The organism is Anaerobacillus sp. 63XJN7_5_ISO-PGPR-S23-430 (assembly GCF_056173695.1).
Genome location: NZ_CM149686.1, coordinates 4,175,075 through 4,189,543 on the forward strand (window position 1 = coordinate 4,175,075; position 14,469 = coordinate 4,189,543).

Annotated in this window: 14 protein-coding genes; 5 read left to right on the top strand and 9 right to left on the bottom strand. The window is 40.1% G+C overall.

Features of this window, described 5'->3' with window-relative positions:
* Window positions 1-23: 23 nt before the first annotated feature.
* From AC0VYJ_RS21520 to AC0VYJ_RS21530, 3 genes are all read right to left on the bottom strand, one after another.
* The gene (locus AC0VYJ_RS21520; protein ID WP_194218241.1) at window positions 24-479 is read right to left on the bottom strand and encodes a hypothetical protein; all 456 of its coding nucleotides are present in this window, start codon (window positions 477-479) and stop codon (window positions 24-26) included.
* Window position 480: 1 nt separating this feature from the next.
* Complete coding sequence (locus AC0VYJ_RS21525) at window positions 481-1,293, bottom strand: DUF3100 domain-containing protein (protein ID WP_475366224.1); 813 nt, start codon at window positions 1,291-1,293, stop codon at window positions 481-483.
* A 214-nt stretch (window positions 1,294-1,507) separates the two neighbouring features.
* On the bottom strand, window positions 1,508-2,740 hold the full coding sequence (locus tag AC0VYJ_RS21530; RefSeq protein ID WP_475366225.1) for a dicarboxylate/amino acid:cation symporter: 1,233 nt from the start codon (window positions 2,738-2,740) through the stop codon (window positions 1,508-1,510).
* Between the two features lie 225 nt (window positions 2,741-2,965).
* Here AC0VYJ_RS21530 and AC0VYJ_RS21535 point away from each other — a divergent pair, with 225 nt between their 5' ends.
* A complete protein-coding gene (locus AC0VYJ_RS21535) occupies window positions 2,966-3,253 on the top strand; it encodes a hypothetical protein (protein WP_194218238.1) in 288 nt (95 codons plus the stop codon).
* Window positions 3,254-3,315: 62 nt separating this feature from the next.
* On the opposite strand, the gene AC0VYJ_RS21540 is transcribed toward AC0VYJ_RS21535, so the two are convergent.
* The 3 genes from AC0VYJ_RS21540 to AC0VYJ_RS21550 form a co-directional block, all read right to left on the bottom strand.
* Window positions 3,316-3,948 (bottom strand): class D sortase, encoded by a 633-nt coding sequence (locus AC0VYJ_RS21540; RefSeq protein ID WP_475366226.1) that lies wholly within the window; start codon window positions 3,946-3,948, stop codon window positions 3,316-3,318.
* 72 nt (window positions 3,949-4,020) lie between these two features.
* Window positions 4,021-4,929: a DUF6612 family protein gene (locus tag AC0VYJ_RS21545; RefSeq protein WP_475366227.1), complete on the bottom strand. Its 909-nt coding sequence runs from the start codon at window positions 4,927-4,929 to the stop codon at window positions 4,021-4,023.
* 312 nt (window positions 4,930-5,241) lie between these two features.
* A complete protein-coding gene (locus AC0VYJ_RS21550) occupies window positions 5,242-6,279 on the bottom strand; it encodes an aldose epimerase family protein (protein ID WP_475366228.1) in 1,038 nt (345 codons plus the stop codon).
* Window positions 6,280-6,642: 363 nt separating this feature from the next.
* Between AC0VYJ_RS21550 and AC0VYJ_RS21555 the strand changes: the two genes are divergently transcribed.
* From AC0VYJ_RS21555 to AC0VYJ_RS21570, 4 genes are all read left to right on the top strand, one after another.
* Window positions 6,643-8,748 carry a BglG family transcription antiterminator gene (locus AC0VYJ_RS21555; RefSeq protein WP_475366229.1) on the top strand — a complete coding sequence of 702 codons (2,106 nt, stop codon included), beginning with the start codon at window positions 6,643-6,645 and terminating at the stop codon, window positions 8,746-8,748.
* A gap of 14 nt (window positions 8,749-8,762) precedes the next feature.
* Window positions 8,763-9,038 carry a PTS sugar transporter subunit IIB gene (locus AC0VYJ_RS21560; protein WP_160918338.1) on the top strand — a complete coding sequence of 92 codons (276 nt, stop codon included), beginning with the start codon at window positions 8,763-8,765 and terminating at the stop codon, window positions 9,036-9,038.
* A 4-nt stretch (window positions 9,039-9,042) separates the two neighbouring features.
* The gene (locus AC0VYJ_RS21565; protein WP_475366230.1) at window positions 9,043-10,422 is read left to right on the top strand and encodes a PTS ascorbate transporter subunit IIC; all 1,380 of its coding nucleotides are present in this window, start codon (window positions 9,043-9,045) and stop codon (window positions 10,420-10,422) included.
* Between the two features lie 174 nt (window positions 10,423-10,596).
* A complete protein-coding gene (locus AC0VYJ_RS21570; RefSeq protein WP_430247159.1) occupies window positions 10,597-12,255 on the top strand; it encodes an IS1182 family transposase in 1,659 nt (552 codons plus the stop codon).
* Window positions 12,256-12,277: 22 nt separating this feature from the next.
* Here the strand turns inward: AC0VYJ_RS21570 and AC0VYJ_RS21575 are convergent, their stop codons facing one another.
* From AC0VYJ_RS21575 to AC0VYJ_RS21585, 3 genes are all read right to left on the bottom strand, one after another.
* On the bottom strand, window positions 12,278-12,415 hold the full coding sequence (locus AC0VYJ_RS21575) for a hypothetical protein (RefSeq protein ID WP_475366231.1): 138 nt from the start codon (window positions 12,413-12,415) through the stop codon (window positions 12,278-12,280).
* Between the two features lie 73 nt (window positions 12,416-12,488).
* Window positions 12,489-12,656 carry a hypothetical protein gene (locus AC0VYJ_RS21580; protein ID WP_194218232.1) on the bottom strand — a complete coding sequence of 56 codons (168 nt, stop codon included), beginning with the start codon at window positions 12,654-12,656 and terminating at the stop codon, window positions 12,489-12,491.
* 198 nt (window positions 12,657-12,854) lie between these two features.
* On the bottom strand, window positions 12,855-14,279 hold the full coding sequence (locus tag AC0VYJ_RS21585; protein WP_283153259.1) for an aldehyde dehydrogenase family protein: 1,425 nt from the start codon (window positions 14,277-14,279) through the stop codon (window positions 12,855-12,857).
* Between the last annotated feature and the right edge of the window lie 190 nt (window positions 14,280-14,469).

Consider the following 14,469-nt stretch of genomic DNA (forward strand, 5'->3'; position numbering starts at 1 on the left):
TCCGCACGGGAAGCTTTTTCTGATTAGATAATGTTTTGCATTCTCAAAACTACTTCAGCAATGAGGGCAGAACCTAGAAACGTTCCTACCATGACAAACATAGCGACCACTACGCTTCGCCAGCCTAGCTTAACAAAATCTGTCCAGGAGCGTCCGATTGCTATACCAGCATAAGCTAATATAGGAGTCGCAAGGGCAAGGATATTAATATTTTCCGTCCACTTTACGACATATTCAGAACCTGGCATGATTGGCATCGAAAGAAGAATTCCAATAATACCAATGTAAGCAACACTTGGAATATTCACAGGAAGAACGTGCTGAAGAATAAGCCCAGCTAAACAAATGACAATTAAAACGAGCATACCAGGTAATGCTGAAACCGGAAACACACTATACCCAATCCAGTTTCCCACAGCTGCAATCAAGCCGAAAATCACTAATAATAACGTCCACTCTTGTACATTTTTTAATAGCATCTTATGCTCCTTTCCTCATGCTCGCCTTAGGTGACTTTTCTTTTGTTAGCAGCTGATACATTTTTTCTGTTAAAGGAAGACCTATGAAAATGCTCATGTATAAGCCTGTTGAGAGCGACAGCAAATTGCTCGCACCTGCAAATGCAATAATGTCGTCTGAAAATGCAGGAAAAGCAGCAACGAGCGAACCACTTGCCGCGGCCATCATACTTCCACTTCCAATACCAGAAGCCATTGCGAACGATAATGGATGGAGCGGTGTAATTGTCGCAAGGAACCCAGATATCACTCCCATAAATACAGCTCCAAAGACTGTACCAAATATATAAATGGCCATAACGCCTCGTCCTTCAGGTGAATTAAAGCCGTATTTATCAACAATCAGCCCAACGTTTGGCTCTCTTGCTACAGAATGCGCCATGCCAATGCTTTCTCTCTTCAGTCCAAGAAAAACAGCAATTGGCAAAGCAATGAATATCGTACCTAAATTTCCGAATTCCTGCAGAAGCAAAGCGGGACCTGCTTCGATTAATTTCGGTAAGGACGGTCCAATAATCACGCCGATTTTTGCGATAAGTAACGTTACCCCAAGCACAATTAACGGTTCAGCATGAAGCGCCTGCGTTTTTTTAACAACTGGTGTAAAAAACAGACCGAGTCCAATAAGCATGGCGTACAGCATTGGCAATAATAGAATAACGCCTGGCCCTACTGTAAATTGAAAAACGCCAATCCATTCTGTTAACGCAACAATTCCAAACACAAGTAAATGCAATCTCCAATCTTTCCAAATCCCCTTAAGTTGATCTGACACCCATATCCCCCATTTCCTTTTCTGCATGAAAGCTCTAAAGTTATTGTTATCTTAATATTTAGATTCTTAAAAGTAAATGGATTATTCTTACACACGGGGTGAGATTTAGCCTGAATTTTTTTAGGAAGCGGATACAAATACATGCACTATCGTCTTTATCCTTTTTAAGATAAAATTTAGCAGAAAAAAAAGCCAGGCATCGCCCGACTTTTTATTACTCAGCTGTCTTCCCTTTTGCCAATCTTTCTTTTCGATTAATAATCGAAGCACCAACAAGATCTCCCGTTACATTAAGACCAGTGGCACCCATTCCAACTAAGGCATCCACGGCTGTTAATAAAGCAACGGTTTCCATCGGTAACCCAACCTGAGCAAACACGGTGGCGATCATGACGATTCCTGCACCAGGGACACCTGCTGTACCAATTGAGGCAAGTGTTCCAACGATGACGACCATCAACATGTCTGTAAAGCTTAGCGGTGAGCCAACGACATTTGCAGCGAACACCGCAGATATCGCAATTCGGATTGCCGCTCCATCCATATTAATCGTGGCGCCTAGTGGCAAACTAAAACTATATAAACTTTTCGAAACCCCTAGCCCTTTCGCCGCGTTCATCGTAAGTGGCAATGTGCCAGAGCTACTTTGCGTAACAAAAGCGGTGATCATCGGCTTACTTGCATTACTAAAAAATTCTTTCGGACTTACTTTGAAGAATAGCAAGAACAGTACATATATTCCGATCTGTACAATTAAAGCAATATAAAGGACAGCTATCATGTTTCCGAGTGAGAGAATCGTATCCAACCCCTGGTTTCCAATTGTTTTCGCAATGATTGCAAAAATTCCGATTGGAACGTACTGCAGAATCACATTCATAATTTTAAAAGTCGCTTCATTCAAGCCTTCAACTACTTTATATAGATGCTCACCGAGCTGACCGTGTTCTTCTGAGTTTCGCAGCGCAGAAATCGCGATACCAAAAGCAAAAGCAGTAAAAATAATTCCAAGTAGGTTCATCTCGTTAAACGCTGTAACGATGTTTGATGGTACGATATTTAAAAGAACACTTACAATCCCAGGATTATCCGGAACGTCAAATGATTGGTTAGGATCGATTGATAATCCTGCACCTGGATTAAATAATGTCGCTACTGTTAGTCCAACGATGATAGCTAAAGCAGATGTTAAAACATAGTATAGAAACACCTTACCTCCCATACGGCCGAGATTATTCAATTTCGTTTGATTGACACCAACAATCAATGTAAATAGAATTAATGGGATAATAAGAAACGATAGCAATTTAATTAATAAATCTCCAAGCGGAGCGAGAATGGCCGCATCCTTGCCAAAAACAAGACCAACTATAATACCGAGAACTAGCGCAACGGTGATTTTTACTATTAACGAAGCATTCAAATAGCCTCTCATTACATTCTTCATAATTTCCCTCCTAATAAAGGAATGTTAATTATTCATATATAATTACTAGGGAATAAGATACAGCACTATAAGCTATAAGTCAAAATCTTAGCTTTAACCTCCAAATATCTGAGCATAACCCACTCTACAAAACTTTCATTCTTTAAATCTCTTTTTCATGTATAGAGAAGGATAAACTCGGATAGACTGCTTACTAAAATCTATTAAAATAGCTGGAGGATGAACATGAGTAAATTAGAAGTATTCCCCGTCACCCCTTTCGAAACGTATCTTGAGATGACCCAATACGGAACAGAGGTCCATTTTGAATACGATAAGTATGAGCTCTTATCCGGAACAGTTGAAGATGGAAAGATGTATTTTCTAATTGATTACAACACAGGGCTAACGTATGAAGTAGAAGAAAACATTGCGCATACTTTATTACAATTAAATGAATTAGGAAAAGGCGATCATCTTGTCCAAGAGATCAGACCGCGTTTACGACCATCTACATCCCTTTCCCGCATATAAAAAAGTCCTGCTAGACGGCAGGACTTTTTTATATGCTTCATTCGTTTATCTGGCGGGGTTACCTACATATCCATCACGTTCACTAGTTCAGATTGAATCACATATCGTTCAGGGGCGTGCCCAATGAATTCAAAAGGATAGCACGTCGTTAACGTTAATGTCGCCTCTTCTTTGTCGACAATAACCGTCCTGTCGTCCTCATCAACAACCTTTATTCCGACAACGATGTACTCATATCGTTTTCCATCGAATTCAAAAAAGATTGGATCATCTTTCTGAACATTATTCAAACCAGTGAAAACGGTGTCCCGATGTCCACTTAATACGGTATGGCGGCCCTGATCAGGTGTCGTTGTATACTGACTTACGTACATCCCAACACCTTGACTTAACGTTTCTTCATCTGTTCCCCAATAAGTAGTAAATCCTTTTTCAATTGCAGGGATAATTAGTCGACCAACTTCCTCGCCCTTCTCATTAGCATTTATTTCATTAGTCATTATCACGTCTTGCTCTTTTGATTGGCTACTAGTCGTTTCTATTTCCTGAACTGTGCTTGCTTCTTCGGTATTCCACTGCTCCGTCTCTTCAGCAGCTACTTCCTCAACTGCTTGCGTGGACTGCCACCACTCATAGCCATAGAAGGCTGCTATAAATAGACCTGCACACATCAAAACAACATAAACTTTGTTCATTTCTCCACCTCAATTGCTCGTCCTATAGAAAGGGAAAAAACCGCATCATGCTTTGCGGTTCTTCACAACAGATTATTGAGTACGTGTTTTCCTTCTGAAAACCAATAGGCCACCTGCTATTACAGCTAGAGACGCTCCACCTAAGGCAAGCATAGGATTGGCAGTAGCCGTTTCAGGCATTTGTCCGCCCTCCAATGGCTTCGCCGAATCAATCACATTAGCTGGAACGTTAATTTCATCAACACCGTTATAGTTGTCTACCGACATTTCCATCGATTGAGTCATATTCATGCTTTCTCCCTCGATTTCCATATCCATATCAATGTCCATTGTTAATTGCTTCATGTAATAAGTCTCTTTATCGATCGTCACTTCATAGTTAAAATCATTAATCGTCATCTGCCCCATAAGTCCTTTCATTGACCCGGAGTCTTCACCTGACATACTCTCTTCAAACATCTTCATAGATGCTTCCATTAACGTCTTGCCATCGCCCTCATATGTTAAAACGAATCCTTCGCCAGTTTCTTCAACGCTCATCTCTTCACCAAGTTCTTCGGCTTGCGACATCTGACCTTCCACCATCGTCATGCTTTGAAGCTCTTCTAAACCTTGCGTCAGTTCTTCAGGCATCTTAATCCAGCCCTTTTCAGGATCTTCCTGATAGAAACCTTCCTCTGTCCAATAAGACTCTAGTGAGACTTCACCTTCCTCAGGCGATTGTGTTGTCACAACCTGATGCGTTGCGAAAGGCTTCAGCGTTATGTCCGCTTCAGATTCGCTAGAAATGGACATCGTTTCACCTTTAAGAGGAATCGACTGTTCCATATTTGTTTTTGTAGAATAGCTCTCGATTTCAGTCATTGCTTCATTCGACTGCTTTAGAATGTCCGTCGCACTCATTTCCTTTGCAGAGGTGTGAAACGGGACACCTACAAAAACAACTGCCGCTAACGATAGTGGGGCTAACTTCTTTAACATCCAAACACTCCAATTCATTTTTTTGGCAAGAGAAGGCTAGGGATCTGACGTTGCAATATGTATGGAACTACCTGATGGTCTTTTGAATCACCAGTTTCTTTCACCTATACCTTAATTTCCCAGTTCAAATGAATCGAAACATTTTTTTATGAAAAAAACCAAGGAGCCTCCGAATAAAAGGCTTCTTGGTTTTGAGAGACAAACTATAACGAATCAGAAAAGATTCCAATAACATCAAGGTAGATCCTATATGAGATACAAATAGTACTTTTAACACCATTGTATATAAAAGGACTTGATGAGGATTTATGGTTACCTCGTTTGAAATTTATAGCGTGTTTTTGATTCATATGGTGTGTTTTCACTTAGCACAACAGACGGAAATTCTGGTTGATTAATAGCATTGGGATGTTTTTGCGTCTCGAGACATACCCCTAAATATTTTTTTGAAGGAACCTCTCTTATTTTGAAACCTTCACTTATGCTGTTGCCTGTATATAGAACAACACAAGGCTCGCTCGTTTCAACGGTCAGCTTCCGCCCTTCAGAACTTAATTCAATTTCTGGGTAATCTTCAAGAATAAAAGGATGATCATACCCTTTGCCTACTAATAAATTCTGCTCATGAGGATCATTCACACCCTCACTCAATTTTTTCCTGTCCCGAAAATCAAAAGACGTTCCCTCAACGTTTATTAGTTTTCCAGTCGGTATCATGTCGTGATTTAACTCAAGAAATTTGTTGCTTTTTAACTTTAAAGAGTGATTTAACACATCTTCGTTCAAATCCCCACTTAAATTAAAATAAGTATGGTTTGTTAAATTCATGATCGTATCTTTGTCAGAAGTAGCACTGTAATGAATCGTTAATTCATCTTGATTATTTAATGTATAGCGTACAACAACTTCAACATTGCCCGGATAACCTTCTTCTCCATCAGCACTATGATATTTAAATTCAATAGTCCCCTCATCATGATGATTTTCAATCACTTTGGATTTCCAAATTGCGCTATTAAACCCTCTACTACCTCCATGAAGATGGTTGTTAGCATCGTTTTTATGTAATTGAAATTCTTTTCCATCTAATTCAAAGAAACCGCCTTCAATTCTTCCAGCTACTCTCCCAATAACGGCTCCAAAATAATTGGAACAAGTTAGATACTCTTCCAGGGTGTCATAACCCAGTACTATATTTTCAAGTTGTCCATTCTTATTTGGGCTGAGAATGCGAGTAATAATGCAACCATAATCAATACAAGAAATTTCAAAACCACTTTTCGTTTGCAACTTAAATAATGTTACATCCTGACCATTTAACGTTCCAAAGTTTTCTTGGGATATGTTCATGTATTCCATCTCCTTATAAAGCGAAGTTATAAGACTATTATCTAAAAAGGTTCTAGGAAAATTGGGGGTGGAAAAACTAAAGAATGAATCGATTCTTTTAATACTTTGGTTAGTATATCACCTACCTATTTGTTAATCTACTGACTCCATACATATACGGTTATTTCTAAGAATTGATTCAATCTTCTCTCTTCAAACACGTTCCAATTCCACATCTGTTCACTTTTGCAAATTGACGAAATACAAAAACAACACATTGCAAACCCTTTCATATTAACTCTATCGCCTATATACTTAGCAATATCAAATCATGATTTGTTTCATCCGTATCATTTTGCAATTGTAAGGGAGTTGGAGATCTCCATGTCACTTGATGAAAGAAGCACATTTTTACTAACAAAGCTCGTGAATGCAACAGAGTTAGTTACGGTTGATCATGTCATTGACCAATTAGGAATATCAAAACGAACGGTTCATTATGACCTACAAAAAATTAACGATTGGCTAGATGAGAACAAGCTACCCATTATCCAAACAAAACAAGGAATGGGATACTATCTCTCTGAAGAGACCATACAGACCGTTCCTAAATTGATGAAGGAATTAAAAGAATGGCAGTACCACTATTCTCAACCGGAACGCATCACCTTAATTGGCGTTGAACTCTTAACAAACGATAAACCAGTCTTTATGCAGAACTTTATGGAACGTACTCAAGTAAGTCGCGGCACAGTCGCTAAGGACTTAAAGCTTGTGAAAAAAGTTCTGGCCGAGGAAACATTAACTTTACAATTTGAAAGAACAACCGGCTATGTTGTGGAAGGTAAAGAGGAAAACAAGCGGAGAATATTGAGTCGTTTTCTGTCCGAGGTTCTCACCAACGGACAATTAACCGAAATGACGAACTTTCTTTATCCGCTCTTAAAGAACGGTGATGAACACACCTATTCGCACCTCATACCGATGAAGCAAATCATCATGAATGCGGAGCCGATTCTAAAAGTAGAGCTAACGGACGATACGATCCATGTTCTAGCCATTCAGCTTGTCGTTCTTCTTCAACGTTTGAAAGGCGAGCATCGCATCCAGCTCGATCCAGATGAAAAACACGCTGTTTGTTCAACGAGAGAATTTGAAGCAGCAAAGAGCATTGCAAAAGAATTAGAAGTTCAATTCAAACTCTCACTATCAATGGATGAGATAGGTTTTATCACGATGCACCTTCTTGGCTCAAGGGTCAATTATTCTGAAGTAGGCACTGTTGGTAGTCTTGAAAGTAACAAGCTTAGAAAAGTTGTTAGAGAGATCGTTAATGAATTTCAAGTTTACGCTTGTGTCTTATTCGAACAGCGCAATGAACTAGAGGAAGCTCTTTTTCTTCACCTTAAACCAACGTACTATCGATTGAAATATCATGTTCCAATTACAAACGAACTAACAGAGTCGGTACAACAGGAATATCCAGATGTCTTTTCCATTACGAAACGTGCCGTTTGGCCGATCGAATTGATGATGTCTCAAAAGCTACCAGATGATGAGCTCGCTTATCTAGCGATGCACTTTGGAGCATGGATGCAGAAGGAAGAGCTTCCGGAAGTGACGTTCGGAAAAGCGATTATCGTTTGTGAAAAAGGAATTGGTACATCAAATATTTTAAGAGGACAGCTTGAAAAGCTTCTCACAAATGTGGAAGTCATCGGGACAGTATCAAGAAGACAATTCATACAAAACCACTACGACGTGGATTATGTCTTCTCAACATCATCATTGGAACATGACACGTTACCTGTCTTAACGGTGAATCCCATTTTGACACAGCAGGGAAAAGAGAAAATCCTTCATTGGATGGAGGAAGTACAAACAACTTCTCATGAAGAAACTGACTTGAACCCAGATGTGATCGTTGAAATCATGAAAAAACATGGCACGATTACGAATGAGAAAGAACTAAGAAATGAATTACATCAGTTATTTGCTCCATCACCAACCAGCTTATCAATAGAAAGGTTTGAACGACCTATGTTAAATGACTTACTACATGAAGAAACCATTCAATTTGCTACGCAGACAGCAGATTGGAAAGAAGCGATCAAAACAGCAGCTCTGCCGCTCCTTGCGACAGAGCAAATCACCTCTTCTTATATCGATGCCATGATCAAAAATGTAGAAGATTTGGGGCCTTATGTAGTCATCGCTCCAGGAATCGCTATTCCTCATGCCCGTCCAGAAGAAGGTGTGAATACGGTTGGTATGAGCTTGCTTCGATTAGATCAAGAGGTTCCCTTTTCATCTAAAGAAAAGCATCAGGTAAAGTTGTTAATCGTACTCGCTGCAGTAGATAACGAAACGCACCTAAAAGCTCTTGCTCAACTTTCGGAGCTGCTGTCAGAAGAAGAAAACCTAGAAATGATTTATGGTGCAGAGGAAAAAGAAGAAATTATTAAACTCGTATCAAAATACTCAAACTAAGGGAGAGAATAAAAATGAAAAAAATTCTTGTTGTATGTGGTAATGGACTAGGAAGCAGCTTTATCGTAGAAATGAACGTGAAAAGTATTCTAAACGAGCTTGGAATTGAAGCTGAGGTTGATCATACAGATCTCACAACTAGTAAATCTGAAAACGCCGATTACTTCTTAGGCTCAACAGAGATTGTTGAAAATCTAGAAGACGGCAAGCGAAATGTCATTAAGCTAAATAATTTGATGGATAAAAAGGAACTAAGGACGGCGATTGAAGCAAATTTGAAAGGGGCATAACATCATGGTCGATCTTATAATGAAAGATATTCTAGGAACACCGGCGATTCTTGTAGGGTTATTTGCCCTTATTGGTCTCCTTCTTCAAAAGAAAGACGTCGCAAATGTTATATCAGGAACATTAAAAACGATCATGGGATTTGTCATTCTGGGGGCAGGCGCTGGCGTGCTTGTCGCCTCCCTTGATAACTTTAGTAGTATGTTTGATCACGCTTTTGAAATTCAAGGAATCATTCCGAATAATGAGGCGATTGTTGCATTAGCACAGGATGCGTTCGGCGCAGAAACAGCGATGATTATGCTTTTCGGAATGGTAGCAAACATTCTTCTAGCACGCATTACCCCTTTTAAGTATATCTTCTTAACTGGTCATCACACCATGTTCATGGCATGTCTGATTGCTGTTATTCTTTCAACTGGTGGCTTTAGCGGCGTAACAATGATCGTCACTGGTTCAATTATTCTTGGTTCTCTGATGGTTCTCTTACCTGCCTTACTGCAACCTTACACAAGAAAAATTACAGGTAGCGATGATTTCGCGATCGGCCACTTTGGCTCATTCGGTTATCTAATCGCAGCTGCTGTCGGAAAAGCAGTTGGTAAAAACTCTAAATCTACTGAGGAAATTAAAGTACCTAAGTCTTTTAATTTCTTGCGAGACACATCTGTATCCGTTTCTCTTACGATGGCGATTCTCTTCTTCGTAGTCGCTCTTTTCACAGGGCCTGCGTTCATCGAATCCGAGCTAAGCGGTGGAACAAACTTCTTAGTCTTCTCATTTATGCAAGCGTTAACGTTTGCAGCTGGAGTGTACATCATTTTAGCGGGTGTAAGAATGCTCCTATCTGAGATCGTGCCAGCCTTTAAAGGAATTGCAGATAAAATCGTACCAAATGCGATTCCAGCACTTGATGCTCCATCTGTGTTCCCATTCGCAAACAATGCGGTCATCATCGGTTTCTTCTTTAGCTTTGTCGCAGGACTTCTCAGCATGTTCCTTCTACCGATCTTAGGTCTAAAAGTGATTGTCCCAGGTCTTGTGCCTCACTTCTTTACCGGTGCCGCAGCTGGCGTATTCGGTAATGCGACTGGCGGGCGTAAAGGAGCAGTATTTGGCTCGATGGCTAATGGTGTAATCATCAGTTTCTTACCAGCACTACTTCTGCCAGTGCTTGGTTCACTTGGATTTCAAGGAACGACGTTCGGAGATTCAGATTTCGGTGTAGTTGGACTCCTTCTCGGTGGCTTGATTGAACTGCTATCTTCTAACGTTCTATTCCTTGTGATCGTTGCTGCGATACTAATTGCTGTATTTGTAGGGACTGGCTTAATTAAACGTTCTTCAGCGAAGAATAATTTAGAAGAAAAACATGAAGCTATGTAGATGATTGAAAGAGGCTGGGACAAAACCCGGTAAATTAAAAAAAGAGTGGCCCGCGAACAACGTAGTTGTTCGCGGGCCACTCTTTTTATGTTTTTCATCTCATATTAATAAGAAAATAAGGACACCATCTGATAAAATTAAAGTTACCACACAATAACCATCGGAGGTGCCCTTATGTTTAAAGAGTATAACATGAATCAAGTGATTTTACCTATGGATTTAGGAATGAAACTTCAAGAAAATGATATTGCCTATGCCGTTCACGACCTGGTCGAACAGATTCCAGATGAAGCTTTCTCACGTTTTTTACGCGATACAGGATGTCCCTCTTATCATCCACGTATGATGATGAAAGTGATTCTATGTGCGTACACGCAATCGGTTTTTTCAGGAAGAAAGATTGAAGCCCTTCTTTACGATAGCGTTCGCATGATGTGGTTGTCTCAAGGTTATGAACCGAGTTACCGTACGATCAATCGCTTCCGTGTCCATCCCGAAGCTATGGAGCTTCTTCGCGAGTGCTTCGTTCAGTTTCGATGTCATTTGGTTAAAGAAGAGGCGATTGATCAGGAAGCGATTTTTATTGATGGAACCAAAATTGAGGCGAACGCCAATAAATTTACGTTTGTTTGGCGCAAGTCTGTTGAAAGGTATAGTGCCAGTCTGATCGAAAAATCGAACCAAATGTATGATGAGTTGGTTGAAAACGAAATCATTCCTGAGATCAAGCGAGAAAATCCGGAACAACTCTCCATTGAAGAGCTTTTAAAAATCGAAGAAAAGCTGGAAGATAAGGTGGAGGAATTGAGTGAGAAGATTGACGCCAGTGAAGAGGTAAACGAGCGAAAAAAACTTCGGTCCGAGCGAAAAGGGCCGAAGCAATCCCTCAAGCAGTTGAAAGATATCGTAGGGCGCAAACAGAAATACGAGACCGACATGGCCATTTTCGAAGAACGCAACAGTTATTCGAAGACTGATCACGATGCCACTTTCATGCGCATGAAAGAAGATCACATGAAAAACGGGCAATTAAAAGCTGGTTACAATCTCCAAATTGCGACAGAAGGACAATATACGCTCGCTTACGATATCTTTCCAAACCCGACGGATACACGTACATTACGTCCCTTTCTCGACCATATCGAGAACGACTTTTTTACACTCCCTGACTATATCGTCGCCGATGCCGGTTATGGAAGCGAAGAAAATTATAAGGATATTTTGAAGAATCGTGAGCGCAAGCCACTGATAACATACAGTACCTATCGCACCGAGAAAAAGAAGCGTTTCAAGCAGAATGAATTCAACACAGCCAACTGGGCCTACAACGAGGAAAGGGATTCGTTCATATGTCCGAACGGACAACAGTTGATGTTCCGTCACCTCTCTCATCGCACCGATCGTGGAGGTTTCACACGGGAATTCAGGGTTTATGAATGTGATGACTGTTCAGATTGTCCTCTTCGTTCGCAGTGTACCAAAGCGCAGGAAGGGAACAATCGAAAGATCTATTATAATGCCCAATGGGAAGAGCAAAAGAAAATCATTCGAGAACTGCTTTCAGAAGAAAAAACGGGAAAAATCTACGGTCAACGGAAAATTGACGTAGAACCAGTTTTTGGATTTCTGAAGGCTAATTTGGGTTTTACTCGAATGTCCGTTAGGGGCAAAGAAAAAGTCAAAAATGAATTAGGCTTTGCGCTCATGGCGGTGAACTTGAGAAAGTACACCGCCAAGATTACCGACAAAGCTAAAAAGAATAGGAACAAACACGCCAAAAAAGGTCCCGTTCATCAAAAACCGATGAACGGGACCTTTTTTTCAGTAATTTAGGCTATTTATGTCCCAGCCTCTTTCATACTACGCCAAATACTTTTCCGCAGTTACCATATAAACTAGCTGATCCTAGCCATTGGAAATACATTCTCTCTAACGTTGAAAAATCAGCCATTCCAATTTGCGTGCCAAAGATTAAACTCTTTCTAATGGACATCTCTAACTCTTGGATTAATAAAAACTTAGCACCTTTATAGTCGATTCCATTTAAAAGAATAGTTTACAGACTATTACATCTTTTCCCGATCAAGCTTACGATTAATTTCATGAAGCAAATAAAGCCCTCGGAGCAAGCAACCTACGATAATACCAAATCCAATGATGAGTCCGATCTCATTCAATGGCAACAATATAAGTCCAACTACGCTGCTCGCTACGATAAGAAAAAAGAGAAACATCTCGCACCTCCTAAATTCATACAAAACTAATTTATCATTTCTTACGTCTAACATGGAGTTGTGAGCAAAATTAAAAGGTTTTGTTGTTTCTTTACAGACCTTAATAAGTGATTTCCGCTACTTTTAACTACAACCCTACTAAAAAAAGAGCAGCTGCCATTATGGCAACTGCTCTCTTTCATAATTTATCAAATTCACTTAAGAAGGGAATCCTAGTACGGCTTTCGTTTCAAGGTACTCTTCAATTCCGAAGTCTCCCCACTCGCGTCCGATACCGGATTGCTTGTAACCACCAAATGGTGCTGCAAAGTCCATATCTGCATTGTTCACTTTAATTCGTCCAGCACGGATGCTTGTTGCAACTTTGCGAAGCGTTTCTTTATCTTCACCAAAGACATAACCTGCCAGGCCATATACAACGTCATTTGCAATTTCGATCGCTTCATCAATTGTTTCATATGTGATGATCGACATAACTGGTCCAAAGATCTCTTCTTGCGCAATGACCATGTCATTCTTCACGTCTGTAAAGATAGTTGGTTGTGCGTAATAGCCCTTTTCAAGACCTTCTGGCTTACCAGTTCCACCTGCGATGAGTGTCGCGCCTTCGTCAATTCCTTTTTGAATATAAGACTGCACGGTATTCCACTGCTTTTCAGAAACAAGTGGTCCTACATAGTTATTTCCATTCGGATCGCCAACTGGGAATTCAGGAAGAACATTTTTTACCGCTTCTTCAAATTCTTCTTTTCTAGAAGCAGGAACAATCATTCTAGTACCAGCTGAACATACTTGACCAGAGTTTGTTGCAATGTGGCTTACAGCAGCTTTAGCAGCTTTTGTAATGTCCGCATCTTCAAGCATGACAAATGGAGATTTACCTCCAAGTTCAAGTGCCACTGTCTTGATTGTTTCTGCCGCGTTTTTCATTACTTTTTCACCAACGCCTGCTGATCCTGTAAACGAAACAAAATCGATATCAGGGTGTGAGCTAATGCCGTCACCGATCGTTTCGCCTGTACCGTTCACAAGGTTAAATACGCCTTTAGGTACGCCAACTTTATCAAAGATCTCTGTTAAAATAATTGCAGCAAATGGTGTGATCTCAGCTGGTTTTAAGACAACTGGACTACCTGCTGCAAATGCACTCGCAATCTTAGTAGACGATTGGTTTGTCGGGAAGTTCCAAGGTGTAATAAGGCCACTTACACCAACTGCTTCTTTAAAGATTGTATGATCGCCACGATCTTCTGAGAAAGAATACTCTTTCAGTGCTTTCGCTGCTTCAGAGAAATGTTGATAGCCCATATTGTAATGAACTTTCTCTGAAATGGATCGAGGAGAACCTAGTTCTTGTGTAATCACGTCAATAATTTCTTCTTTACGGTTCGCGTATTCTGCCGCGATATCTTCAAGCATTTTCACACGTTCTTCTCGACTTGTTTGAGAAAAAGAAGGGAATGCCGCACGAGCTGCTTTAACTGCTTTATCCAAATCTTCTTTCGTTCCCAAACTAATCTTGCCGATGACTTCTTCTGTTGCTGGATTGATTACGTCATGTGTTTCTGAACCTGTAGATTCAACCCATTCGCCGTTAATGTAATGTTTTAATTGGTTACGCATGATGTAAAACTCCTTTTTATGTTTAATCGATTTATATCATTTAGCTTATCTCTGCTTCCACAGTAACTGTAACCGTTAAGGACTATAGTTAAACATACGGATGCTTTTATGAAGTTGAGTAAGCGATTGCTTATTTTTGAATTCTGGGTATGCTAGCTTTAGACTATTAGATAGAGACGTGAAGAAAGGA

Coding starts and splice junctions, on each gene's coding strand:
- AC0VYJ_RS21555 (WP_475366229.1), top strand. CDS start 6,643: ATGTCACTTGATGAAAGAAGCACATTTTTACTAACAAAGCTCGTGAAT.
- AC0VYJ_RS21560 (WP_160918338.1), top strand. CDS start 8,763: ATGAAAAAAATTCTTGTTGTATGTGGTAATGGACTAGGAAGCAGCTTT.
- AC0VYJ_RS21570 (WP_430247159.1), top strand. CDS start 10,597: ATGTTTAAAGAGTATAACATGAATCAAGTGATTTTACCTATGGATTTA.
- AC0VYJ_RS21545 (WP_475366227.1), bottom strand. CDS start 4,929: ATGTTAAAGAAGTTAGCCCCACTATCGTTAGCGGCAGTTGTTTTTGTA.
- AC0VYJ_RS21530 (WP_475366225.1), bottom strand. CDS start 2,740: ATGAAGAATGTAATGAGAGGCTATTTGAATGCTTCGTTAATAGTAAAA.
- AC0VYJ_RS21540 (WP_475366226.1), bottom strand. CDS start 3,948: ATGAACAAAGTTTATGTTGTTTTGATGTGTGCAGGTCTATTTATAGCA.
- AC0VYJ_RS21520 (WP_194218241.1), bottom strand. CDS start 479: ATGCTATTAAAAAATGTACAAGAGTGGACGTTATTATTAGTGATTTTC.
- AC0VYJ_RS21580 (WP_194218232.1), bottom strand. CDS start 12,656: ATGTTTCTCTTTTTTCTTATCGTAGCGAGCAGCGTAGTTGGACTTATA.
- AC0VYJ_RS21535 (WP_194218238.1), top strand. CDS start 2,966: ATGAGTAAATTAGAAGTATTCCCCGTCACCCCTTTCGAAACGTATCTT.
- AC0VYJ_RS21585 (WP_283153259.1), bottom strand. CDS start 14,279: ATGCGTAACCAATTAAAACATTACATTAACGGCGAATGGGTTGAATCT.
- AC0VYJ_RS21565 (WP_475366230.1), top strand. CDS start 9,043: ATGGTCGATCTTATAATGAAAGATATTCTAGGAACACCGGCGATTCTT.
- AC0VYJ_RS21575 (WP_475366231.1), bottom strand. CDS start 12,415: ATGTCCATTAGAAAGAGTTTAATCTTTGGCACGCAAATTGGAATGGCT.
- AC0VYJ_RS21550 (WP_475366228.1), bottom strand. CDS start 6,279: ATGAACATATCCCAAGAAAACTTTGGAACGTTAAATGGTCAGGATGTA.